The sequence below is a fragment of the Azospirillum sp. TSH100 genome (assembly GCF_004923295.1).
In the GTDB taxonomy this organism is placed as follows: Bacteria; Pseudomonadota; Alphaproteobacteria; order Azospirillales; family Azospirillaceae; genus Azospirillum.
The window spans coordinates 153,259-175,951 of record NZ_CP039637.1 but is presented as its reverse complement, the minus strand read 5'-3'; the positions used below and the strand labels follow the sequence as shown (position 1 = coordinate 175,951).

The window sequence follows — 22,693 nt, the reverse complement described above, 5'->3', positions numbered from 1 at the left end:
CGGGATTGGGCCGGAGGCTGGCGGCCGCCGCTATGCCGGTCATCGGGCTGCTGGCCCTTGCACCACCGGCAATGGCACAGGGGAACAGCCCACAGGACGCCAACACCAAGGTGATGCTGATCGGCTATCTCGCCCGCCAGGAGGATCCGCGCACGCCGTTGAGCTTCCTGGAACCGGTCGCGACCGACGAGGGGCTCCAGGGCGCCCGGCTGGCGCTCGCCGACAACAACACCACGGGTATGTTCCTGAAGCAGAGCTACCGGTTGGTGGAACAGGTGCTGCCGCAGGACGGCGACATCGCCGCCGGGGTGAAGGCTCTGGCCGATGAGGGAGTGCGCTTCGTCGTCGCCGACCTGCCAGCCGACGCGCTGCTCGCCGCCGCCGACCGGCCGGAAGCCAAATCCATGCTGCTGTTCAACGCGCGCGCCACCGACGACACGCTGCGCAACGAGCAGTGCCGGGCCAACATCCTGCACACCGCCCCCAGCCGGCGCATGCTGGCCGACGCGCTGGCCCAGTATCTCGCCTGGAAGAAATGGCCGCGCTGGAGCCTGCTGACCGGCCGCGATCCGGGCGACGCGCTCTATGCCAAGGCGGTCCGCCGCGCCGCCAAGCGCTTCGGCGGCAAGATCGTCGCCGAGAAATCCTGGACCTTTGATACGGTAAACCGCCGCACCGACACCGGCGTCACCACCATCCAGTCCGATATTCCGCTCGCCACCCAGGGGCCGGATTACGACGTGCTGGTCGTCGCCGACGAGCCGGGCGATTTCGGCGACTATCTCGACGGACGCACCTGGTACCCCCGCCCGGTCGCCGGCACCCAGGGGCTGACCGCCACCGCCTGGTCGCGGGTGAACGAGCAGTGGGGCGGCACCCAGTTGCAAAGCCGGTTCGAGAAGCTGGCCGGACGCTGGATGACGCAGCGCGACTATGCCGCGTGGCTGGCGGTTCGCAGCGTGGGGGAGGCGGCGGCCCGCACCAACACCACCGGCTTCGGCGACCTGACCGGCTATCTGCACAGCCCCGATTTCGAGCTCGCCGGCTTCAAGGGGGAGGCGCTGTCCTTCCGCGCCTGGGACGGGCAGATGCGCCAGCCCATCCTGATCGCCGGGCCGCGGATGCTGGTCTCGGTCTCGCCGCAGGAGGGATTCCTGCATCCGGTGACGCCTCTCGACACGCTCGGCGACGATGCGCCGGAAAGCAAATGCCGCCTCAACCGATAAGGGCCGACCGCACCATGCGATTCCTGCTGTCCTGCACCCTGCTGCTGCTTGCCGGCCCGGTCCTCGTCGCCGAGCCGGTCCTCGCCGAAACCATCTTCGTGTCCAACGAGAAGGACAACCAGATCGCCGTGGTCGACGGCGACAGCCTTCAGATCAAAAACAAGATCAAGGTCGGCCGCCGCCCGCGCGGCATCACGCTGAGCGCCGACGGAACGCAGCTTTATGTCTGCGTCGGCGACGACAACCGCATCGACGTGGTCGACATCGCCAGCGGCAAGATCGTCCACACCCTGCCGTCCGGCCCCGATCCGGAGCTGTTCGTGCTGTCGCCGGACGGGAAGAAGCTGTATGTCGCCAACGAGAACGACAACATGGTGACGGTGATCGACGTCGCCGACCGCAAAGCCATCGGCAACATCCAGGTCGGCGTCGAGCCGGAGGGCATGGGCATCAGCCCCGACGGCAGAATCCTGGTCAACACCTCCGAAACCACCAACATGGCGCACTTCATCGATACCGAGAAACACAGCGTGGTCGGCAACGTGCTGGTGGACAGCCGGCCGCGCGTCGCCCGCTTCACCGACGACGGCAAGCAGGTCTGGGTGTCGAGCGAGATCGGCGGCACGGTCAGCGTGATCGACGCGGCGGCCCTCAAGGTCATCAAGAAGATCCGGTTCGAGGTCACCGGCGTCCGCCGCGAAGCCATCCAGGCTGTCGGCATCCAGATGACAAAGGACGGCAAGCGGGCCTTCGTGGCGCTGGGACCGGCTAACCGCATCGCCGAGATCGATACCGACAGTTTCGAGGTAAAGCGCTATTTCCTGGTCGGGCAACGGGTCTGGAACCTTGCCTTCTCGCCCGACGAAAAGCGGCTCTACACCACCAACGGCATCAGCAACGACCTGTCGGTGATCGATCTGGAGCGCAACAAGGTGATCAAGAGCATCCCGGTCGGCGGCGCGCCATGGGGGATCGTCGTCAAACCGTAAACGGACGGAACCCCTTGCCGGACCGACCGGTTGATGGGGATGGCCGGGTGCGTCGGCAGACCGCCAACGATGGCCCGACGCGGCGCGCGGCAGGACTGTCCTGATCCGCGTCGCCAGGATTGTCCATCCCCGGAGACACATGATGAAACGCTTCACGACCCTGCCCCTGACGGGCCTCGCGCTGGCCGCGGGCCTTGCGTTTGCTGCGCTACCGGCTTCGGCGCAATCTAGCGGCAACGCCACAGACAGTTCCACAAGCACACAGAATGCCCCGGCCGGGACCACCGGACAACTGCCGCCCGACTCGCTGTCCGGCAAGCGCCAGGGCGCCATCGGCGGCGCTCCGGTCACCCAGGGCAGCGCCGGCTCCTCCACCGACGGCACCTCCCCCCCGACGGGGCAATTGCCAAGTGGCTCGCTGCAACAGGAAAGGCAGGGCGTCATCGGCGGCTTCCCGGTCACCCAGGGCGGCTCGGGCCAATCGAGCGGCAAGCAAGACAACCAGTAGCCAGGACCGGCTCCGGCGTCGTGACGGCCTCGCGACCGCCGCCCTCCCGAAGATGGAGTAGGATCGTCCGAAAGGCCGAGCCATCCCAGTTTTGCACTGGACAGCTGAAATGCGGCGGCTACGATTTCAAGTTACTCCGGCTCTCTTTTGAGGGTTTGTTGGCAAAACAAACAAGATGCCATAATGCCGGCCGTGACCGACGCCGTGGCCGCAGCTTGTCCGGCCATCAATCATGCTGGATCGACCTGCCCGCATGACCGCGACGGTCCTCCAATGATTTCAAAATCCATGGGAGAAAGCGGCGATGGGCATGTGGCAGGGGTCATCCCCGAAAATCAATCGCGTGCTGGTGGGCGAATCTCTGGTCGGCGACGGCAACGAGGTCGCCCACATCGACCTGATCATGGGACCACGCGGCAGCGCGGCGGAGACCGCCTTCTGCAATGCGCTGACCAACAACAAGGACGGCTTCACCAGCCTGCTGGCAGTCATCGCCCCCAACCTGCAATGCAAGCCCTCCACGATCCTGTTCAACAAGGTGACCATCAAGGGGGCGGAACAGGCGGTGCAAATGTTCGGCCCGGCCCAGCATGGCGTCGCCAAGGCGGTCGCCGACTGCGTCGCCGCCGGTACCATCCCGCAGGATGAGATCGACAACATCTTCATCTGCGTCGGCGTCTTCATCCATTGGGAAGCCAAGGACAACGCCAAGATCCAGGATTACAACTACCGCGCCACCAAAGAGGCGATCGAACGCGCGGTATCCGGCTATCCGACCCTCAAGGATCTGCAGAACCAGAAGGATTCGGCCAAGCATCCCTTCGCTGCCTGATCCCTGGTGCCGGTGGCGCCTTGCCCCATGGCGGATTTCCGTCACAGGGGTGCGCCACCGCACCGCTTTATTCCCTAATCACCCATCTCAACGGAGGATATGGAGATGAAGACTTGGCGCAAGCCGACGATCGTCGAAATCCTGGTCGGCACGGAAATCAACGCTTACGCCTGCGCTGGCTTGTAACCGGCAAAGGCCGGCTGCGGCTCGAAATGAGCGAAGAACTGCCCCGTGCCATCCGGCGCGCTGCAATCGTAATGCAGCGCGCACAGCCGCAGCCGGCCCGCATCGCCCAATTCCGAGCCCGACAGCATGCTGTGGAAACTTTCCCCACCAAGCAGACGATGCGCGATGGTGAGGTAGGGCCGCGAGAGCATGCCATCCCGCAGCATGGTATCGAGCATGCGCGGCCCGGTCAGCAGATAGATGCTGCGAAATCCCATGCCGCCCAGTTGGCGGCCCAGCAGGCCACCATCGACTGACACGCCGTTACCGGCAACCAGAACCTCGTAGCCGGCGGAACGCCAATACGCGACCTGGTCGGCCGGAGCTTCGGCCCCGGTGGCGATGACAACCCGCTGACCATTGCTTGCAGGCGAGTCCGGCATCGGGAAATCCAGGCTGGCGCTGGCAATGACGATAGCCGGCTGGGATGGCAGCCCATTGTCGGCCCGCCACTGCGCAAGCTCCCGCGCGACGTCCTGGGTGCCGACCTGCAATACGTCGTCCAGCCGTCCGGCCGCGAGGTCACGCAGGTAGCCGCCATGGGTAACCAGACAGTCCGCCTGGGCCTGGAGTTCGAGGAACAGCCGGAAGTCGTTGCCGCTGACCAGCCCCGCTGGCAGCCGGCTCTCGTCGCTGGCGGGGTCGCGCAGAGCGATGCGGCCGTCCAGACTGCTGACGAAGCTGGCATAGACGAAGGGCGCGTTGGCGCTCCCGCGTTCATGCAGGCAGTGGGCGAGATAAGCGCCGAGAAGCGCCACCTCCTCCGGTGTGCCGGGATAGAGGCGGAGCATGCGGCCGGTCATCGCGATCCCTCGAATGATGCGGCAGCGACCCGGCGCAGGAAATCGGCAGCCAGCGCATCGGCAATGTCGACCTTGCTGACGGATTGCAGCCCCTGCCATGCCGGCATCGAATTGACCTCCAGAACCAGCCAGCGGCCCTGCGCCTCGGGGTCCGCGATCAGATCGACACCGGCATAATCGGCCCCGACGGCGGCTGCCGCGCGCACCGCCAGATCGGCGATGACTCCTTCCGGCGCCAGAGCCTCGCAGCGGGCGCCTTGACGGACATTGGTGATCCAGCCGCGGCCATGGCGGATCATGGAAGCGACCGCGCGTCCTCCGACGACGAAGACTCGGCAATCGCGCCATTCGCCCACCCGGAGCGGCGGCACGAAGGGTTGCAGGTAATAGACGCCGGCGACGGCTTCCGCCTCCGGCACGTCTTCCGGATGGGACAGGCGGCGCAGGCCGCACCCCTGGGCGCCGAACAGCGGCTTCAGCACGCAGTCGGGCACCTCCCCAACCAAGGCGCGCGCCATCTCGGCGGACTGGACGGCAACAGAGGACGGCGCCGGCAGGCCGGCCTGGCCCAATAGGAAGCTGGTGGTGCTCTTGTCCACGCAACGCTCGATGGCGCGGGCGGTGTTGTAGACGGGGACGCCCAGCCGGTCGAGCGCATGGAGCACCCCAAGGCGTAGCGTCACCTGTTCGAAGCTGCCCGGCCCGACCACGCGCACGAAGCCGCCGGACGGCAAATTGTCGCCGAAGCCCGGCAGCAGAAGCCCCGTCCGCGTCCGTCCGACGGCGAAGCCGCAGGCGTTCAGCGAGACGCGGCGGCATTCGACGCCGCGGCGGGTGATCGCGCGCTCCAGCCGCGCCGCGTGCCAGTCGGCTCCATCGGTGAACAAGGCGACAGCGCCACTCATGCCGCCGCCTCCATCGCATGGCGACGATGCAACTCCCGCGCACGCAAGCCGCGCGAAGCCAGCGCCCGTACCGACAGTGCAACGACGACGCATTCCGGGACCGCCGTCGTGATCAAGCTCCACCCCTCGGAAAAGCATCTTGAACAATCGCTTGCGATACCAACAATCATGCGCGGACGCCCGCTTTGCAATCACCCTTCCGAAGCAGGGCCTCCGAACAACGGCGACCGCCACGCGCCGGATTTCATCCCGGCGCCGAACAGGGTGTGTCCTGGGGGGGAAGACAGGATGTACGAAGCCGCGATTTCTGCGGAGCCTCCGCCTATTCCCGCGAATCACGGTCCCCCCGCCCTGGCGGTGGAGGATCTAAGCCACAGCTTCGGCAAGCGTGTGGCATTGGACCGCGTGTCCTTCGCCGTGGTGCCGGGCGGCTTCACCATGCTGCTGGGCCTGAACGGGGCGGGAAAGACCACGCTGTTCTCGCTGATCACCCGGCTCTATTCCAACCGGACCGGCTCCATCCGCATCTTCGGCTTCGACCTGCGGCGCCAGCCCACCCGCGCACTTGAACGGATCGGCGTGGTGTTCCAGCAGCCGACGCTCGACCTCGACCTCTCCGTCCGGCAGAACCTGCACTACCATGGCGGTTTGCACGGCATGGCGCCGTCCGACTGTGCAGCCCGCGCGCGGGAGGAACTGGCACGCATCGGACTTGCCGACCGCGCAGACGGCAAGCTCCGCGCCCTGTCCGGCGGCCAACGGCGGCGGGTGGAAATCGCCCGCGCCCTGCTGCACCGGCCGAGCCTGCTGCTGCTCGACGAACCAACGGTCGGGCTGGACGCGGAGTCGCGCCGCCACATCCTGGGCCATGTCCGCGCGCTCTGCCGTGAGCAGGGGCTGGCGGTCCTGTGGGCCACCCACCTGATGGACGAGGCGAATGACGAGGATTCCGTCGTAGTCCTGCACCAGGGCCGGCTGCGCGCGTCCGGCAGCGTCCGGGCGATCTGCGCCGAAGCCGGAACGTCCGCCCTGCCCGCCGCCTTCGCCGCCTTGACGACAGGGGAGCGCCGGCCATGAGCGCCGCCACCTACTGGTACTGCCTGCGCAGCATCATCGTCCGCGAAGGCCTGCGCTTCCTGCACCAGCGCGAGCGCTTCTTCGCCGCACTGGTCCGGCCGCTGGTCTGGCTGGCTATCTTCGCCGTCGGCTTCCGGGCCGTACTGGGCGTGTCAATCATCCCACCTTACGACACCTACATCCTTTATGACGAGTATGTGGTTCCGGGGCTGGTCGCGATGATCCAGCTGTTCAACGGCATGCAGAACTCGCTGTCGATGGTCTACGATCGCGAGATGGGCAGCATGCGGACGCTGCTGGTCAGCCCGCTGCCACGCTGGTACCTGCTCGTCGCCAAGCTGCTGGCGGGTGTGGCGGTGTCGATCGCCCAGGTCTATGTGTTCCTCGGCATCGCATGGCTGTGGGGGGTGGAGCCGCCGCCGCTTGGCTATCTGGCCGTGCTGCCGGCGCTGCTGCTCAGCGGGCTGATGCTGGGGGCGCTCGGCTTGCTGCTCTCGTCCTTCGTCAAGCAGCTGGAGAATTTTGCCGGAGTGATGAACTTCGTGATCTTCCCGATGTTCTTCGCCTCCTCCGCCCTCTATCCGCTCTGGCGGATCCGGGAGGGCAGCCCGACGCTTTACCAGATCGCCACCTTGAACCCCTTCACCCAGGCGGTGGAGCTGATTCGCTTCAGCCTGTATCTCCGAGTCGACATCACCGCCCTGCTGTGGGTGACCGGCTGTCTCGCCCTTTTCCTCGGTGCGGCGGTTCTGGCCTACGATCCGGGGCGTGGATTCTGGGCGCGGCGGGGCGGTCCGGCCGAACAGGCCTGACGTTCGCATCGGCAGCTCCGCCGGTTGAACTCTTTTGAATTACTTCATTGTCTTCTTTTCACCCGTTATTCCGCCTCTTTCGAAAACTTTCGAACCGCGGCGGAAAATAATCTTCACAGCCTATATTTATTTGAGCAGACTGAATATCAGCGTCACCAACAGAGTGCGGGGCTGTTTAGAACCCCGCCAAGTGCCGTGCCCCGGCATTCAGGACCGGCACGCCAGCGATGCCATAGCAGTTCGAAATCGGAGCGCCGGCGACCGATCCGCCCGACGTCTCCCCGGTCGACGTCACGCGTCCATCCTCTAGGGAGAACGCCCTCTCTGAAGACCGCACGCCGCCTGCCGCCGCACAAGTCTCTGGGACCACGGACCACCGCCAAAAAACGGGAGGAAATACATGAACCCCTTTGTGCGCTGTCTGCTCGTCACCGCCGCGATCCAGGCGGCCACCGTCACAGCTGGCGTCACTGGCGCATTCGCCAATGACGACATCATGAAGAACCAGAAGGACCCGGCAAACTGGGCACTGCAGCTCGGAAATTATGCCGGCCAGCGTTACAGCACACTCGACCAGATCTCCCGCGACAACGTGAAGAACCTGCGGCCGGTGTGGCAGTTCTCCACCGGCGTGCTGCGCGGCCACGAAGGCGGTCCGATCGTGGTCGGCGACACGATGTACATCTCGACACCCTTCCCCAACAACGTCTATGCGCTCGACCTCAACGACAACGGCCGCATCAAGTGGAAGTACGAACCGCGGCAGGATTCCTCCGTCATCCCCGTGATGTGCTGCGACACCGTCACCCGCGGCGTCGCGGTGGCCGGTAACAAGCTGTTCCTCGGGCAGGCTGACAACACGCTGGTGGCGCTGGACACCGAAACCGGCAAGGTTCTGTGGTCGGCCAAGAACGGCGACGCCAGCAAGGGCGAGACGTTGACCGCCGCCCCGCTTGTGGTGAAGGACAAGGTCTATGTCGGCATCAGCGGCGGCGAGTTCGGCGTGCGTGGCCATTTGACCGCCTATGACATCAACAGCGGCAAGATGGTGTGGCGGGCCTTTTCGACCGGTCCCGACAAGGACGTGATGATCGACCCGCAGAAGACGATGATGCTCGGCAAGCCGATCGGCGAACCCGACCTGGGAATCAAGACTTGGCCGGCGGACCAGTGGAAGATCGGCGGCGGCACCACCTGGGGCTGGTACACCTACGATCCCGAACTGAACCTGATCTATTACGGCACCGGCAATCCGGGCACCTGGAACCCGGCGCAGCGCGCGGTCGACAAGGACCGGGCCAAGAGCGACAACAAGTGGTCGATGACCATCTTCGCCCGCGATGCCGATACCGGACAAGCGAAATGGGTATTCCAGAAGACACCCTTCGATGAATGGGACTATGACGGCGTCAACGAGAACATCCTGGCCGACGTCACGGTCGGCGGCACCAAGCGCAAGGCGCTGATCAACTTCGACCGCAACGGCTTCGCCTACACCATCGACCGCACCAACGGCGAATTGCTGGTCGCGCAGAAATACGATCCGTCCGTCAACTGGGCGAGCGAGATCGACATGAAGACCGGCCGGCCGAAGGTGAACGACAAGTACAGCACCTTCGCCCAGGGCGAGGACCACAACACCACCGGCGTCTGCCCGGCGGCCCTGGGGTCGAAGGACCAGCAGCCCGCCACCTATTCGCCGGACAGCGGTCTGCTCTATGTGCCGACCAACCACATCTGCATGGATTACGAGCCGTTCAAGGTGGAGTATTCAGCCGGTCAGCCCTATGTCGGCGCGACGCTCAGCATGTATCCGGCACCGGATTCGCATGGCGGCATGGGCAACTTCATCGCCTGGGATCCGGCCGCCGGCAAGATCGTCTGGTCGAAGCCGGAGCGCTTCGCGGTGTGGAGCGGTGCCCTGTCCACCAAGGGCGGCGTCGGCTTCTACGGCACGCTGGAAGGCTATCTGAAGGCGTTCGACCTGAAGGACGGCAAGGATCTCTACAACTTCAAGACCTCGTCCGGGATCATCGGCAACGTCAACACCTACATGCACAAGGGCAAGCAGTACATCGCCGTGCTGTCGGGTGTCGGCGGCTGGGCCGGCATCGGGCTGGCCGCCGGGCTGACCGGCGAGCAGGAAGGTCTGGGTGCGGTCGGCGCGCACAAGGCGCTCGGCGAATACACCCAGCTGGGCGGGACGCTGACCGTCTTCGCGCTGCCGGACAACCAATAACGCACGAACGGGCGCCGGTTCCCCAAAGGGGAGCCGTCGCCCGCCCTCATCCAAGCTGATGGCGCCTACGCATAAAGGCAGTGGGGAGACAGAGCAAGATGCCCAGATACCTGACCGGGCTGTGCGTCGCCGTGGGGTTCACCGCAACCGTGACCCTCGGCACCGCATTCGGCCAGCAGGATGCCGCACAGAAGCCGGCCCAAAACCAGACACCACCGAACCAGACCCAAAACACGGCGGCCCAACCGCCAAGCGGTACAGACGCACCACAGGAAGCTAAGGCTGCCGACCCGGAGGAGTTGGTAGACGACCAGGGCGTGCCGCTCTACACGGTACGGGACGGCAAGGTGGACCAGGGAACCTACAACGGCTATCGGCGCTACGCCTCGTCCTGCCATGTCTGCCACGGACCGGACGGGCTCGGTTCCTCCTTCGCGCCGGCACTGGCCGATTCGCTGAAGCGGATGGATTATTGGCAGTTCACCGACGTGGTGACCAATGGCCGCAAGAATATGGGTGCGACCGGCGACAAGGTGATGCCGACCTTCGGGTCCGATCCCAACGTGATGCTGAACCTCGCCGACATCTACCGCTATCTGAAGGCGCGGTCGGATGACAAGATCGGCCGCGGCCGGCCCGAACGGTTCAAGACGCCGTCGTGAGCATGGCATGATCCGCCGGCCCCGCTTTTCCAGACGTGCCCTGCTGCTGGCCGTCGCGCTCTGCGCGGCGGCATCCTTCGGCCAGTCTGCCGGCGCGGCAGAGGGCATCCCGACCGACGTGCTGCGCGTCTGCGCCGATGCCAACCTGCTTCCCTTTTCCAACGACCGCGGCGAAGGGTTCGAGAACAGGATCGCCCAGCTGATCGCCGACGATCTGAAGGTGCCACTGACCTTCACATGGTGGCCACAGACCATCGGCTTCGTCCGCAATACGTTGCGCACCCGGCAATGCGATCTGGTGATGGGGACGGCGGTCGGCGAAGAGCTGATGCAGAACACCAACCCCTATTACCGCTCGACCTATGCGTTGATCTACCGGAAGGATTCCGGGATCACCGCGAAGAGTCTGGCCGATCCGTCGCTGCAAGGCGCCCGCATCGGCGTCGTCGCCCGCACCCCGCCATCCGCGGTGATGCTGCACCACGGGCTGACCAACCTCGAACCCTACCAGCTCGACACCGACACCCGTGCCCACCATCCAGCTCAGCAGGCGGTGGAGGACGTTGCCGCGGCGCGCACCGATGCGGCCATCGTCTGGGGGCCGATTGCCGGCTACTTCGCCCTTCGGCAGCAGGTGCCGCTGGTGGTCGTGCCGCTGATGGACGAGCCGGGAGCTTCGCACTTCCAATATATGATCTCCATGGGGATCCGCCCGGACGAGCCCGACTGGCGGCATTGGCTGAACGACTTCATCGTCCGCCGTCAGGGCGACATCGACCGCATCCTCGCCGAATACCACGTCCCACTCGTCAAAGACGACGGGAGCATCCGGGCAGAGGTGACGGAGCCGGACGGCTTTCGCATGGCCGATTACCGGTCTCCCACGCCGACCGGCCTGCGCGGGGCCGAAACGGTGGGACCGGCGGAGGTGGAGCGGCTGACGAAAGCCGGCGCCCTACTGATCGACGTGCTGCCGACACCACCTAAACCGGAGGGGCTGACGGCGGAGAGCCGGTGGGTGCCGCCGCGGCATCGCAGCCTTCCCGGTGCGCATTGGCTGCCGAATGTCGGCTATGGCGCCCCATCGGCCGAACAGGAAGCCTATTTCCGCACCAGCCTGGAGGCGTTGACCGGTGGCGACCGCAAGCACCCGCTGGTGGTGTTCTGCCAGCCCGATTGCTGGATGAGCTGGAACGCCGCCAAGCGCGCGCTCTCGCTCGGCTATCAGACCGTCAAATGGTTCCCGGCCGGCACCGAAGGCTGGACGGCCGCTGGGCACGAGCTGGTCACGGTGGAACCGGAACCCAGTCTTCCATCGAAGGTGGCGAACTGATTGCCCCGCTCAGGACAGCAGCGCCGACAGCATCCGGGCGATCTGGCCCAGCCGCTGCTCGATCCGGGCCGGCTGCTCGCACACCGCGGTCTGCGACCGGCGGCGGTCATCGAGGATTCGGCGGTCCCAGGCGATGGCGTCCTTGATCTCCTTTGCGCGGGCCGGATCGCCCGATGCCGCATCGAGATCGCGCAAAGCGGCGGCGATGCGGTCGCGCAAGGCACGCTGGTGCTTGGCGTAGCGTTCAATGGAGGCGATGGCGGCGGTGCGCTGGCGGTCCAGGGTCTGGAAGGTCCCGGCGAATACCTGGGCCAGTTTGCGGTCGCGCTCCTGCTCCGCACCTTCCTTGGCCGGACCGGCCAGCGCCTCGGCCTGCTGTTCCAGTGTGGCGGGGTCGACGCTGTCGTCGGTCGCCTGCCGGACCAGGGTGGCGACCGCCGGGTCGCGCTGCCATTCGTCCCCCAGCCTATCGATCGACGGGCCGTCCCAGACGGAGGCCGGCGACAGGGTCGGGACCAGGATCTGCTGGCAGGGCCAGTCGGGATTCTTCGGGTCCTGCGCATCAGCGGCTGCAGGAAGCCCGATGGACACAGCCGCAGCCAAGACGGCGGGCAAGACGGCGGCGAAGGCGGGTCCGATGGCGGAGGATTGTCGTTGCATGCCAAGAATGATGGCCTTGCCAACAATTCTGCGCAATCGCAACCGCTGCGCAAAAGGAGAAGCCCGATGGATCATGCGGGGAGGTGGACCGGAGCCGCTATCATCGCTGTGATGGCAGCCCTCCCAGCGGTGCCCGCGTCGGCCCGGACGCTGGTCCTGGATCTGGAACTGGAGGACAGCAGCGGCGAGCCTCCGTCGGCGGAGCATGCGGAGCGGCTGAAGCGGATCAGTGCGGAGTTGCGTCGCGCCCTGGATGCCAAGGGGTATGACGTGATCGGAGACGCGGCCACCGCAGGGCTGGTGAGGCCGGGGACGGTGATCCGGTCCTGCAATGGCTGCGAGCGCGGCATCGCCCAAGCTGCCGGGGCCGATCTGGTCGTCTTCGGCATCGTCCGCAAGATCAGCAGCCTGATCCTGTGGATCGGCGTGGTGGTCGAGGATGTCGGCACCGGCCAAGTGGTGACGACCGCCCGCGGCGACATCCGCGGCGACACCGCGACCGCCTGGTCGCGCGGCATCGGCTGGCTGGTCGAGCATCGGCTGGCGGAGCATGCGCCGGGAAAGCGGTAAACGGGCAGCAGGCGGTGGGGAGGGCCAGGAAATGCCGGACGACTCTCAAAGTGGCTACAGCAGCATCATGAATGTCCTGCGGCCACCGCCACCGCGCACGGCCGCTCTGATGCGCCGCTATGATCTGGTGCTGCGCGACTATGTCGGCGATTTCCGCATCGGCGTCTGGGACCACGAAAAGACCCGCACCCAGCGTGTGCGCGTCAGCCTGACCGTCACGGTGGAGGTGCCGAACCGCCCCTTCCTCGACGACCTCGACGCCGTGGTCTCTTATGAATACCTGATCCAGGGCGTGGAGGCCTTCACGCGCAGCCCTCACATCCAGCTGTTGGAGGTGCTGGCGGAGAAGCTGCTGGGTCTGTGCCTTTCGCCGCCGCAGGCGGTCTTCGCCCGGGTGCAGGTGGAAAAGCTGGAGATCGTTGCGCAGGCGGCCGGCGTCGGCGTGGTGCTGACCGGCGCACGGGAACCGTCATGATGGCAGCAAGGCCAGCCGTGGGGCCACAGGCGGCGGCACGCGCCGCCGCCTGCGGGACCGGTTTTAACGCCGCTACTCCGCCGCCTCGGCCATCTGCGCCTTCTCGATCCTGATCGCGCAGTATTTGAACTCCGGGATCTTGCCGAAGGGGTCGAGCTGCGGGTTGGTCAGCACATTCGCCGCCGCTTCGGCGTAGGCGAAGGGGATGAAGACCAGCCCCACCGGCATCCGGTCGTCGATGCGGGCCTTCAGCCGGATGGTGCCGCGGCGGCTCGAAACCAGCATGTAGTCGCCGGTCCTCATTCCGGCGCGGGTGAGGTCGTGTGGGGAGACATAGGCGACCGCCTCCGGCTCCACTGCGTCCAGGACGCTGGACCGCCGGGTCATCGACCCGGTGTGCCAATGCTCCAACTGGCGGCCAGTGGTAAGAACCAGCGGATAGTCGAGGTCCGGGGTTTCCGCCGGATTGATCGGCCGCGCCGGCACGAAGCGGCCACGTCCGGACTTGGTCGGGAAACCGTTGCCGAAGACGATGTCGTGGCCGGGCTGATCCGGTCCGTCCACCGGATAGGTGACGGAGCCTTCGCGCTCCACCCGCTCCCAGGTGATGTTGGCGAGCGACGGCATGGCACCGACCATCTCGGTGAACACCTCCGATACGTGGCTGTAGTTCCAGTTCAGGCCCAGCCCGCGCGCCATGTCCTGGATGATCCACAGATCCTGGCGCGCCTCGCCCGGCAGCGGCACCGCGGCGCGGCCCATCTGGACCTGCCGGTTGGTGTTGATGACGGTGCCGTCCTTCTCTGGCCATGCCGAGGCCGGCAGAACCACGTCGGCGTATTTCGCCGTCTCGGTCAGGAAGATGTCCTGCACCACAAGATGGTCGAGCATGGCCAGCGCCTCGCGGGCGTGGGTCACGTCCGGGTCGGACATCGCCGGGTTCTCGCCCTCGATGTAGAGGCCCTTGATCCGGTTGTCATGGATGGCGTCCATGATCTCGACCACCGTCAGGCCACGCTTGCCGTCCAGCTTGGTGCCCCAGTAATTCTCGTAGAAGGACTGAACCTTCGGATCCTCGACCGACTTGTAGTCGGGATAGAACATCGGGATCAGGCCGGCGTCGGAGGCGCCCTGGACATTGTTCTGGCCACGTAGCGGGTGCAGGCCGGTGCCGGGACGCCCGATCTGACCGGTGATCAGCGACAGCGCGATCAGGCAGCGGCTGTTGTCGGTGCCGTGGATGTGCTGCGACACGCCCATGCCCCAGAAGATGATCGACGCCTTGGACCGGGCGAACAGCCGCGCCACCTCGCGCAGGGTGGCGGCCGGGATGCCGCAGACCTTCTCCATCTCCTCCGGCGGATAGTCCTTGACCGTCTCGGCCAGCGCCTCGAAATCCTCGGTGTTGGCCTGGACATACTGGCGGTCGTAGAGCCCCTCCGCGATGATGGTATGGAGGATCGCGTTCAGCATCGACACGTCGCGGCCGGGCGTGAATTGCAGCATGTGCGTGGCATGGCGCGCCATGGCGAGGCCGCGCGGATCCATGACGATCAGCTTGGCCCCGCGCTCCGCCGCATTCTTGAAGAAGGTCGCGGCGACGGGATGGTTCTCCGTCGGGTTGGCGCCAATGATGACGATGACCTCGGCATCCTCCGCCGCCATGAAGGGCGCCGACACCGCCCCCGACCCGACGCCCTCGATCAGGGCAGCCACCGACGAGGCGTGGCAGAGCCGCGTGCAATGGTCGACGTTGTTGGTACCGAAGCCGGTGCGCACCAGCTTCTGGAACAGATAGGCCTCCTCGTTCGACCCCTTGGCCGATCCGAAGCCGGCCAGCGCATTGCCGCCACGCTCGTCGCGGATCTTGCGCAGGCCACCGGCCGCCACCGCCAGCGCCTCGTCCCAGCTCGCTTCGCGGAAATGGGTGAAGGGGTTCATCGGGTCGATGTCGACGTCGTGCTTCGACACGCCCTCCTTGCGGATCAGCGGCACGGTCAGGCGGTCGCCGTGATGGGCGTAATCGAAACCGAAACGGCCTTTCACGCACAGGCGGTTCTGGTTCGACGGGCCGTCCTTGCCATCGACGGCGACGATCTTGTTGTCCTTGATCTTGTAAGTCAGCTGGCAGCCGACGCCGCAATAGGGGCAGACCGAGTCCACCTCGCGGTCGGGCGCGTTGGCGTAGACGCCCTTCTCGTCCACCAGGGTTGCCGGCATCAGCGCCCCAGTCGGGCAGGCCTGCACGCACTCACCGCAGGCGACGCAGGTGGACTGGCCCATCGGGTCGTCGAAATCGAAGACGATCTTTTCCAGATGCCCGCGCGCCGCCATGCCGATAACGTCGTTGACCTGGACCTCGCGGCAGGCGCGGACGCACAGGTTGCAGTGGATGCAGGCGTCGAGCTGGACCGCCATCGCCGGATGCGACCGATCGTCGGTCTTGGTCGGCCGGTCCACGGCGGGGAAGCGGCTGCCGGCGATCTCGACCTTGTCGGCCCAGTTCCAGAAGGTGGAGTTGGGGTCGTGTGCGCTCTCCCGCTCCGGCTGGTCGGCGAGCAGCAGTTCGAAGACCAGCTTGCGCGACGCCTTGGCCCGCTCCGACGCGGTGCGCACGGTCATACCGGGCTTGGGTTTGCGGATGCAGGAGGCGGCGAGCACGCGCTCCCCCTCGATCTCCACCATGCAGGCGCGGCAGTTGCCATCGGGGCGGTATCCCGGCTCCGGCCGGTGGCAGAGATGCGGGATCTCGGTGCCCAGGCGCGTGGCGACCTGCCAGATGGTCTCGCCGTGCTGTGCGACGACTTCCGCGCCGTCCAGGGTAAAGCTGATGCCGTTGGACATGTCGGTCTCCTTACCCCTGCGATCCGGTTGCGCCCTGGGCGGCACTCTGGGCCGTGCCCTGGCGCGACACGAAGTCCTCGCGGAAATGCTTCATCACCAGCTTGATCGGGTTCATCGCCGCCTGCCCCAGCCCGCAGATCGAGGCGTCGCCCATGACGGTGGCGAGCGCCGTCAACAACTCTTCGTCCCATTCAGGCTCGCTGATCAGGCGCACGGCCTTCTCGGTGCCGACCCGGCAGGGGGTGCATTGGCCACAGCTCTCGTCCTCGAAGAATTTCAGGAGGTTGAGCGCCACGTCGCGCATGTTGTCCTTGTCGGACAGCACGACCACGGCGGCCGAGCCGATGAAGGAGCCGTGCGGTTCCAGCGTGCCGAAATCGAGCGGAATGTTCGCCATCGACGCCGGCAGGATGCCGCCGGACGGGCCACCGGGCAGATAGCCCTTCAACGTGTGGCCGTCGGCCATGCCACCGCAATATTGCTCGATCAGTTCCTGCAGGGTGATGCCGGCCGGGGCCAGCTTGACTCCCGGCTCCTTCACCCGGCCGGAGACCGAGAAGGTGCGCAAGCCCTTGCGCCCATTCATGCCGTGACTGGCGAACCACGCCCCGCCCTTCTCCAGGATTTCGCGGACCCAGAACACCGTCTCGATGTTGTTGATCAGGGTCGGGCGGCCGAACAGGCCGACCACAGACGGGAAGGGTGGCTTGTGCCGCGGCAGCCCGCGTTTGCCCTCGATGCTCTCCAGCATCGCCGATTCCTCGCCGCAGATATAGGCGCCGGCACCGCGGCGGAGATGGATGCGGGTGTGGCGGGCGAAGCCGGCGGCCTCGACCTTCGGAATCTCACGCAGCAGGATTTCCCGGCATTGCGGATATTCGTCGCGCAGGTAGATGTAGACGTCGGTCGCCTCCACCGTCCAGGCACCGATCAGCATTCCTTCCAGGAAGCGGTGCGGATCGCGTTCCAGATGGAAGCGATCCTTGAAGGTGCCGGGCTCGCCCTCGTCGCCGTTGATCGCCATCAGGCGTGGTCCCGGCTCCGCCCGGACATAGCGCCATTTCAGGCCGGTGGGGAAACCGGCGCCGCCCAGGCCGCGGATGCTGGAATCCTCCAGCCCCTTCAGCACCGCATCGACGTCGCGCGCGCCGTTCAGGCATTCGGCCAGCATCTTGTAGCCGCCGCCGCGGATGTAGTCGTCGAAGCCCATATAGTCGGGAATGTCCGGGTGGACATGGCCATGGGCCACGGCATCGAGCACGCTGTCGACCGTCGCGTTCTCGTGCGGGGCATGGCCGATCGCCACGACGGGGGCATTGTTGCAGCCACCCATGCAGGGCGCGCGCACGACGCGGACCTCGCGCTCGTCGACACCGGCCTTCAGCGCGTCATGGAGCTGTTCGGCCCCGGCCAGCGCGCAGCTCAGGGAGTCGCACACACGGATGGTCAGCTTCGGCGGAGCCGGCTCGCCATCCATCACGATGTCGAAATGGGCGTAGAAGGACGCCACCTCGAACACCTCGACCAGCGCCAGCCGCATCTCCTTCGCCAAGGCGGCGAGATGGCGGGCATGCAGGCAGCCGTAATGGTCCTGAAGCAGGTGGAGATGCTCGATCAGCAGATCCGACTGACGGGAGCGGTCGCCGAGAAGTGCCCGAACCTCGTCAAGGCTGACTGGATCGACCTGCCGGCCTTTCTGTTGATCGCGCGTCTTGCGGCGACCGGAGCCAGGATGGATGCTGCGCGCGGGAACACCACCCGGCGGTTTGGCACTGATGATCGGAGCGTTGGCAATCGGGGGGAGTGCGGTCACGGCGGTTCTGGCCTCTGCTTGATGGTCCGCGTTTCTGCTTGTCGCGATCCCGAATTCCTGGCGTCTCGTATACCAAATGCCAAGTTAGCGTATATGGAGCTGAATGTCAGCACCCTAAATCATCTTCAGCCGCGACCGGATGGAAATGACGGAGAGGGGCCGGCGAAGGGCCGGCCGGTAGGTAGGTCAGGCCGGAACGATGCGCACGCCTGCGGCAGCGAGCCGCTCCGCCCGGGCGGCGTCGATCCCGCCGTCGCCGCAAAGGAAATCGAAGCTGTCGAGCTTGGCGAAGAAGGCCGGCTTGACCTGATCGAATTTGCTGCTGTCGATCACCAGCGCCTTGGTCACCGCATTGGCGATGGCGGTCTGCTTGATCTCCACCTCATGGAAGTTGGAGCAGCTGATCCCCAGCGATTCATGAACGCCGCCGGCCGAGATGAAGGCGGTGTTGATGCCGATGCCGCGCAGCATCTCCAGTGATTCCGGGCTGGAGAAGGAGGCGGAGGAGGCGTGATAGAGGCCGCCCAGCATGACGACCCGTACGCCCGGCTTCTTGCAGACGATCTCGGCGATGTTCATGGCATAGCAGACCACGGTGATCTGGCTGTCGGCCGGAATGCGGCTGGCCAGATGGGTAGTCGTGGTGCCGCAGTCGATGAACACCGTTTCGCCCGGTTTCAACAGGCTCGCCGCCGCCTCGCAGGCGGTGCGCTTCATCTCGATGTGGGTATCCCGCTCGCGGTCCAGCATGTAGCCCATGCCGCCGACACTCTCCAGCCCGCCGGCGATGTAGCCGCCGAGATAGGCGAAGCGTCCGCCGCAGGACGCGATGTCGCGCCGCACCGTCATTTCCGAGACGCCCAGCAGCCGGGCCGCATCCTTCAGCCGAAGATAGCCGCCGGCTTCCAGCGCGCTCTGTAATCGGTCCAGGCGATCGGCCCTTCTCATCGACATGTCCGCATCCCGCACCGTTTCCGCCCATCCTGCCAGCGGCCGCACCCTACAATCCAGACGGGTTAATCCCAATGGCGCGAAGCCTCGAACAGGATGGCCGTGGCAAAGCTCACAATCGCATGCATTGATCTTGACACAGCGCGCGACAGCATGGAACTATCCTTTCAGAAAATGTTAGGATGTTAACACAGCAGCGGGATCCGAAGCGGTGTCGACATCCTGGCAACAATCGAGGAGAGCCCCCAAGGACAAGGGTCTCCCCGGGAGGACCAAGATGCCGATTTCCAGCGTCCCGGCCGATGCCGCCGGTCTGGCTCCGTTCATCGATCACACCCTGTTGCGTCCCGACGCGCAGCCCGCCGAAGTCGAGCGGCTGTGCGACGAGGCGCGTGCACACGCCTTCAAGGCAGTGTGCGTCAACCCCGTCTTCATCCCGTTGGTGACCGAACGGCTGGCCGGATCGCCGGTGGCGCCCTGCGCGGTGATCTGCTTCCCCTTCGGCGCTGATCCGACGACGATCAAGGCCGACGAGGCCGAATGGGTCGTGCGCCACGGCGCCCGCGAGGTCGACATGGTGATTCCAATCGGCCTGCTGAAAGCCGGCCGGACCGCCGAGGTGCGCGACGACATCGCCGCGGTCAAGCGGGCCTGCGGCGATGCCCTGCTGAAGGTCATCATCGAGACCAGCCTGCTCACCGACGACGAGAAGGTGCTGGCCTGCCGGCTGTCGCAGGAGGCCGGGGCCGATTTCGTCAAGACATCCACCGGCTTCGCCGGGGGCGGTGCCACCGTCGAGGATGTGGCTCTGATGCGCCGGACCGTCGGCGACAGCATGGGCGTCAAGGCGTCGGGCGGGGTGCGTACCACCGAGGACGCCCGAAGCATGATCGCGGCCGGTGCCTCGCGCATCGGCGCCAGCGCAAGCGTGGCGATCGTCGGCGGCTGACCCCGCAGGCCTCGCGCACGCTATAGAGCGTGCCGGTCGGACGGCAGTTCCGTCCGTCCCACCCGGCACGGCATCACCAAAAACGGAACGCGCAGCGGGTGGCAAACACCCCGGCACCATCGGTGGGTCGAGTGTTCCTCCCACCGCATGGCGCTCATCGCCTCTCATGGGAGTCACGCCGACATGAAGAAGTTGCTGTCCTCGCTCATCGTCGCCGCCTCGCTGGTCGCCGGGCCGGCGATGGCCGCCGATCCGGTTTCGACCCCGGATGCCGTCAAGACGCTGAAGTCCGACGCCACCAAGAAGAAATACACCATTGCCACCGTGGTGAAGGTCGACGGCATCGCCTGGTTCGACCGCATGCGCGACGGCGTCAAGCAGTTCGCCAGCGACACCGGCCATGACACCTGGATGGTTGGGCCGAGCCAGGCCGACGCGGCGGCACAGGTCCAGCTCGTCGAGAACCTGATCGCCCAGGGCGTCGACGCCATCGCCATCGTCCCCTTCTCGGTCGAGGCGGTGGAACCGGTCCTGAAGAAGGCGCGTGACCGCGGTATCGTGGTGATCGCGCATGAGGCGTCGAACATCCAGAACGCCGACTATGTGCTGGAGGCCTTCGACAACTTCGCCTACGGCGCCAAGCTGATGGAAGTGCTGGGCAAGGCGATGGGCGGCGAGGGCAAGTATGTCTGCACCGTCGGCAGCCTGACGTCGAAGTCGCAGAACGAGTGGATCGACGGCGCCATCGCCTATCAGAAGGAACATTTCCCGAAGATGCAGATGGTGACCAACCGTCTGGAGACCTATGACGACGCCAACACCGACTACAACAAGCTGAAGGAAGTCCTGACCACCTACCCGGATCTGAAGGGCATCGTCGGCGGTCCGATGCCGACCTCGGCCGGCGCCGGCCGTCTGGTGGCCGAACGCGGTCTGAAGAACAAGCTGTTCTTCTCCGGCACGGGTCTGGTCTCCGTGGCCGGCCAGTATCTGACCCAGGGCGACATCCAGTACATCCAGTTCTGGGATCCGGCGGTCGCCGGCTATGCCATGAACATGCTGGCGGTGATGGCGCTGGACGGCAAGAAGGACCAGATCAAGGCCGGCCTGAACCTGGGCCTGCCGGGCTACACCGCCCTGACCACGCCGCAGGGGGCCAAGGCCAACCTGCTCTACGGGCAGGGCTGGGTCGGCGTCACCAAGGAGAACATGGGCTCCTACGACTTCTGATGATCTGAAGACGGGCGCCGGCGACCGGGAATGGTGGCCGGCGCTCCCTTGTCTTCATCCTTTCCTCGAACCGCCGGGCGGAAGATATGTCGGACGGTTTCATCGAACTCCGGAACATCCGGAAGGTGTTTGCCGGCGTCGTCGCGCTGGACGCCATGTCGCTGGTCATCACCCCCGGCGAGATCCATTGCCTGGCCGGCGAGAACGGGTCGGGCAAATCCACCGTCATCAAGATCATGTCCGGTGTCTACCAGCCGGACAGCGGCGAGATGCTGATCGACGGCCGGACGATGCCCGGCATGTCGCCGATCGAGGCCATCGCCCACGGCGTCCAGGTCATCTATCAGGACTTCTCCCTGTTCGGGAATCTGACGGTCGCCGAGAATCTGGCGATGAACGTCCATCTCGGCGAGAAGCGGCGCCTGATGAACTGGCGGCGCACCCGCGCCATCGCCCGCGAGGCGGTGGACCGGCTGGGCGTGGAGCTGGACCTCGATGCCGAGGTCGCGTCGCTGCCGACCGCCGGCAAGCAGCTGGTCGCCATCGCCCGCGCGCTGATGTCCGACGCCCGCCTGATCATCATGGACGAGCCGACCACGGCCTTGACCCGCAAGGAGGTCGAGACGCTGTTCCGCATCGTCCGCGACATCCAGGCGCGCGGCATCGCCATCCTGTTCGTCAGCCACAAGATGCGCGAGATGCTGGAGATCAGCGAGCGCATCACCGTTATCCGCAATGGCCGCAAGGTGGCGGAGGGACCGACCGGCGACTTCGACGAGGCGCTGATCACCCGCCACATGACCGGCAGCGACATCCTCAACGAACCCTATGCCTGGACCCCGCCGCCCGGCCCGCCGCCGGTGCCACGGCTGGAGATCCGCAGCCTGACCGTGCCCGGCAAATGCGAGGATCTGAGCCTCGCCATCCGGCCGGGCGAGATCGTCGGGCTGTCGGGCCTGCTGGGCTCGGGCCGCACCGATCTGGCCTTGGCCCTGTTCGGCATGGTTCCCGGCCACAAGGGTGAAATCCTGATCGACGGCGCGCCGGTGCGGCTGCGCACGACCCAGGAGGCCATCGCCGCCGGCATCGCCTATGTGCCGGAGGACCGGCTGAGCGAAGGGCTGTTCCTGCCGCAGAGCATCAAGCGCAACATGCTCGCCACCTCTTACGAGCGGCTGGCGCCCAAGCTGGTGATCGACCGCGAGCGGGCGGAGGAAATGACTCAGGGCATGGTGCGCGCCATGCAGATCGCCACGCCGACCGCTGAGAAGCCGGTGATGCAGCTGTCGGGCGGCAACCAGCAGCGCGTGGTGCTGGCCCGCTGGCTGCTGACCGACGCCCGCGTGCTGATCCTGAACGGCCCGACCGTCGGCGTCGATGTCGGGTCGAAGGCGGAAATCCACGCCAAGATCCGGGAGCTGGCGCAGCATCACGGCCTCGCTGTCCTGATGATCTCCGACGACGTGCTGGAGCTGGTGCAGAACTGCAACCGCATCGTGCTGATGCATCGCGGGCGCTTCATCGAGGATCTGCCCGCCGCCGACGTCACCGAAGAGACGGTCAGCGACCGGCTCAAGACCTTTACCTGAG

The 22,693-nt window shown here is 66.1% G+C and carries 21 protein-coding genes; 15 read left to right on the top strand and 6 right to left on the bottom strand.

The genetic code is table 11. From position 1 onward, the window contains the following. The first annotated feature begins 32 nt into the window (after positions 1–32). The 5 genes from E6C72_RS22415 (at position 33) to pqqA (ending at position 3,741) form a co-directional block, all read left to right on the top strand. On the top strand, positions 33–1,226 hold the full coding sequence (locus tag E6C72_RS22415) for an ABC transporter substrate-binding protein (RefSeq protein WP_247875619.1): 1,194 nt from the start codon (positions 33–35) through the stop codon (positions 1,224–1,226). Between the two features lie 14 nt (positions 1,227–1,240). After that, positions 1,241–2,215, top strand: coding sequence for a PQQ-dependent catabolism-associated beta-propeller protein (locus tag E6C72_RS22410; RefSeq protein ID WP_109085188.1), 975 nt, complete (start codon positions 1,241–1,243; stop codon positions 2,213–2,215). A 139-nt stretch (positions 2,216–2,354) separates the two neighbouring features. Then, positions 2,355–2,723 (top strand): hypothetical protein, encoded by a 369-nt coding sequence (locus tag E6C72_RS22405; protein WP_109085189.1) that lies wholly within the window; start codon positions 2,355–2,357, stop codon positions 2,721–2,723. Between the two features lie 304 nt (positions 2,724–3,027). Then, positions 3,028–3,555, top strand: coding sequence for a formaldehyde-activating enzyme (fae, locus tag E6C72_RS22400; RefSeq protein WP_280174727.1), 528 nt, complete (start codon positions 3,028–3,030; stop codon positions 3,553–3,555). A gap of 99 nt (positions 3,556–3,654) precedes the next feature. Next, complete coding sequence (pqqA, locus tag E6C72_RS32745) at positions 3,655–3,741, top strand: pyrroloquinoline quinone precursor peptide PqqA (protein ID WP_371298451.1); 87 nt, start codon at positions 3,655–3,657, stop codon at positions 3,739–3,741. Here the strand turns inward: pqqA and E6C72_RS22390 are convergent. Together E6C72_RS22390 and E6C72_RS22385 are read right to left on the bottom strand one after the other, a co-directional pair. Beyond that, positions 3,720–4,583, bottom strand: coding sequence for a dihydrofolate reductase family protein (locus E6C72_RS22390; RefSeq protein WP_109085190.1), 864 nt, complete (start codon positions 4,581–4,583; stop codon positions 3,720–3,722). The two genes, pqqA and E6C72_RS22390, sit on opposite strands and share 22 nt — an antisense overlap. Continuing rightward, positions 4,580–5,488 carry a RimK family alpha-L-glutamate ligase gene (locus E6C72_RS22385; protein WP_109085191.1) on the bottom strand — a complete coding sequence of 303 codons (909 nt, stop codon included), beginning with the start codon at positions 5,486–5,488 and terminating at the stop codon, positions 4,580–4,582. Before E6C72_RS22385 ends, E6C72_RS22390 begins: the two co-directional genes overlap by 4 nt. Positions 5,489–5,776: 288 nt before the next feature. Here E6C72_RS22385 and E6C72_RS22380 point away from each other — a divergent pair, with 288 nt between their 5' ends. The 5 genes from E6C72_RS22380 to E6C72_RS22360 all read left to right on the top strand — a co-directional run bounded on the left by E6C72_RS22380 (position 5,777) and on the right by E6C72_RS22360 (position 11,611). Beyond that, positions 5,777–6,565, top strand: a complete 789-nt coding sequence (locus E6C72_RS22380; protein ID WP_109085192.1) for an ABC transporter ATP-binding protein — start codon at positions 5,777–5,779, stop codon at positions 6,563–6,565. Next, positions 6,562–7,377, top strand: a complete 816-nt coding sequence (locus E6C72_RS22375) for an ABC transporter permease (RefSeq protein ID WP_109085193.1) — start codon at positions 6,562–6,564, stop codon at positions 7,375–7,377. The genes E6C72_RS22380 and E6C72_RS22375 overlap by 4 nt, the downstream gene beginning before the upstream one ends. Positions 7,378–7,777: 400 nt before the next feature. Then, positions 7,778–9,616 (top strand): methanol/ethanol family PQQ-dependent dehydrogenase, encoded by a 1,839-nt coding sequence (locus E6C72_RS22370; protein ID WP_109085194.1) that lies wholly within the window; start codon positions 7,778–7,780, stop codon positions 9,614–9,616. Positions 9,617–9,714: 98 nt separating this feature from the next. Next, entirely contained in the window at positions 9,715–10,278 is a 564-nt protein-coding gene (locus E6C72_RS22365) for a c-type cytochrome (protein ID WP_109085195.1), read from the top strand. Positions 10,279–10,285: 7 nt separating this feature from the next. After that, positions 10,286–11,611, top strand: a complete 1,326-nt coding sequence (locus tag E6C72_RS22360; protein WP_109085196.1) for a quinoprotein dehydrogenase-associated putative ABC transporter substrate-binding protein — start codon at positions 10,286–10,288, stop codon at positions 11,609–11,611. A 9-nt stretch (positions 11,612–11,620) separates the two neighbouring features. Here the strand turns inward: E6C72_RS22360 and E6C72_RS22355 are convergent, their stop codons facing one another. After that, on the bottom strand, positions 11,621–12,271 hold the full coding sequence (locus E6C72_RS22355; RefSeq protein ID WP_247875621.1) for a hypothetical protein: 651 nt from the start codon (positions 12,269–12,271) through the stop codon (positions 11,621–11,623). Between the two features lie 111 nt (positions 12,272–12,382). Between E6C72_RS22355 and E6C72_RS22350 the strand changes: the two genes are divergently transcribed. Together E6C72_RS22350 and E6C72_RS22345 are read left to right on the top strand one after the other, a co-directional pair. After that, positions 12,383–12,841, top strand: a complete 459-nt coding sequence (locus E6C72_RS22350) for a DUF3280 domain-containing protein (protein ID WP_109085197.1) — start codon at positions 12,383–12,385, stop codon at positions 12,839–12,841. 31 nt (positions 12,842–12,872) lie between these two features. Beyond that, positions 12,873–13,316, top strand: coding sequence for a dihydroneopterin aldolase (locus tag E6C72_RS22345; RefSeq protein ID WP_109085198.1), 444 nt, complete (start codon positions 12,873–12,875; stop codon positions 13,314–13,316). A 72-nt stretch (positions 13,317–13,388) separates the two neighbouring features. On the opposite strand, the gene fdhF is transcribed toward E6C72_RS22345, so the two are convergent. The 3 genes from fdhF to E6C72_RS22330 all read right to left on the bottom strand — a co-directional run bounded on the left by fdhF (position 13,389) and on the right by E6C72_RS22330 (position 18,927). After that, the gene (fdhF, locus tag E6C72_RS22340) at positions 13,389–16,160 is read right to left on the bottom strand and encodes a formate dehydrogenase subunit alpha (RefSeq protein ID WP_109085199.1); all 2,772 of its coding nucleotides are present in this window, start codon (positions 16,158–16,160) and stop codon (positions 13,389–13,391) included. 10 nt (positions 16,161–16,170) lie between these two features. Next, entirely contained in the window at positions 16,171–17,973 is a 1,803-nt protein-coding gene (locus E6C72_RS22335; protein WP_199228722.1) for an NAD(P)H-dependent oxidoreductase subunit E, read from the bottom strand. Between the two features lie 186 nt (positions 17,974–18,159). Beyond that, positions 18,160–18,927 (bottom strand): DeoR/GlpR family DNA-binding transcription regulator, encoded by a 768-nt coding sequence (locus tag E6C72_RS22330; RefSeq protein ID WP_109085273.1) that lies wholly within the window; start codon positions 18,925–18,927, stop codon positions 18,160–18,162. 274 nt (positions 18,928–19,201) lie between these two features. Between E6C72_RS22330 and deoC the strand changes: the two genes are divergently transcribed. The 3 genes from deoC (at position 19,202) to E6C72_RS22315 (ending at position 22,692) form a co-directional block, all read left to right on the top strand. After that, a complete protein-coding gene (gene deoC, locus E6C72_RS22325) occupies positions 19,202–19,873 on the top strand; it encodes a deoxyribose-phosphate aldolase (RefSeq protein WP_109085200.1) in 672 nt (223 codons plus the stop codon). Between the two features lie 183 nt (positions 19,874–20,056). Next, positions 20,057–21,103 (top strand): autoinducer 2 ABC transporter substrate-binding protein, encoded by a 1,047-nt coding sequence (locus E6C72_RS22320; protein WP_109085201.1) that lies wholly within the window; start codon positions 20,057–20,059, stop codon positions 21,101–21,103. A gap of 86 nt (positions 21,104–21,189) precedes the next feature. After that, complete coding sequence (locus E6C72_RS22315) at positions 21,190–22,692, top strand: sugar ABC transporter ATP-binding protein (RefSeq protein WP_109085202.1); 1,503 nt, start codon at positions 21,190–21,192, stop codon at positions 22,690–22,692. The last annotated feature ends 1 nt before the right edge of the window (position 22,693 follow it).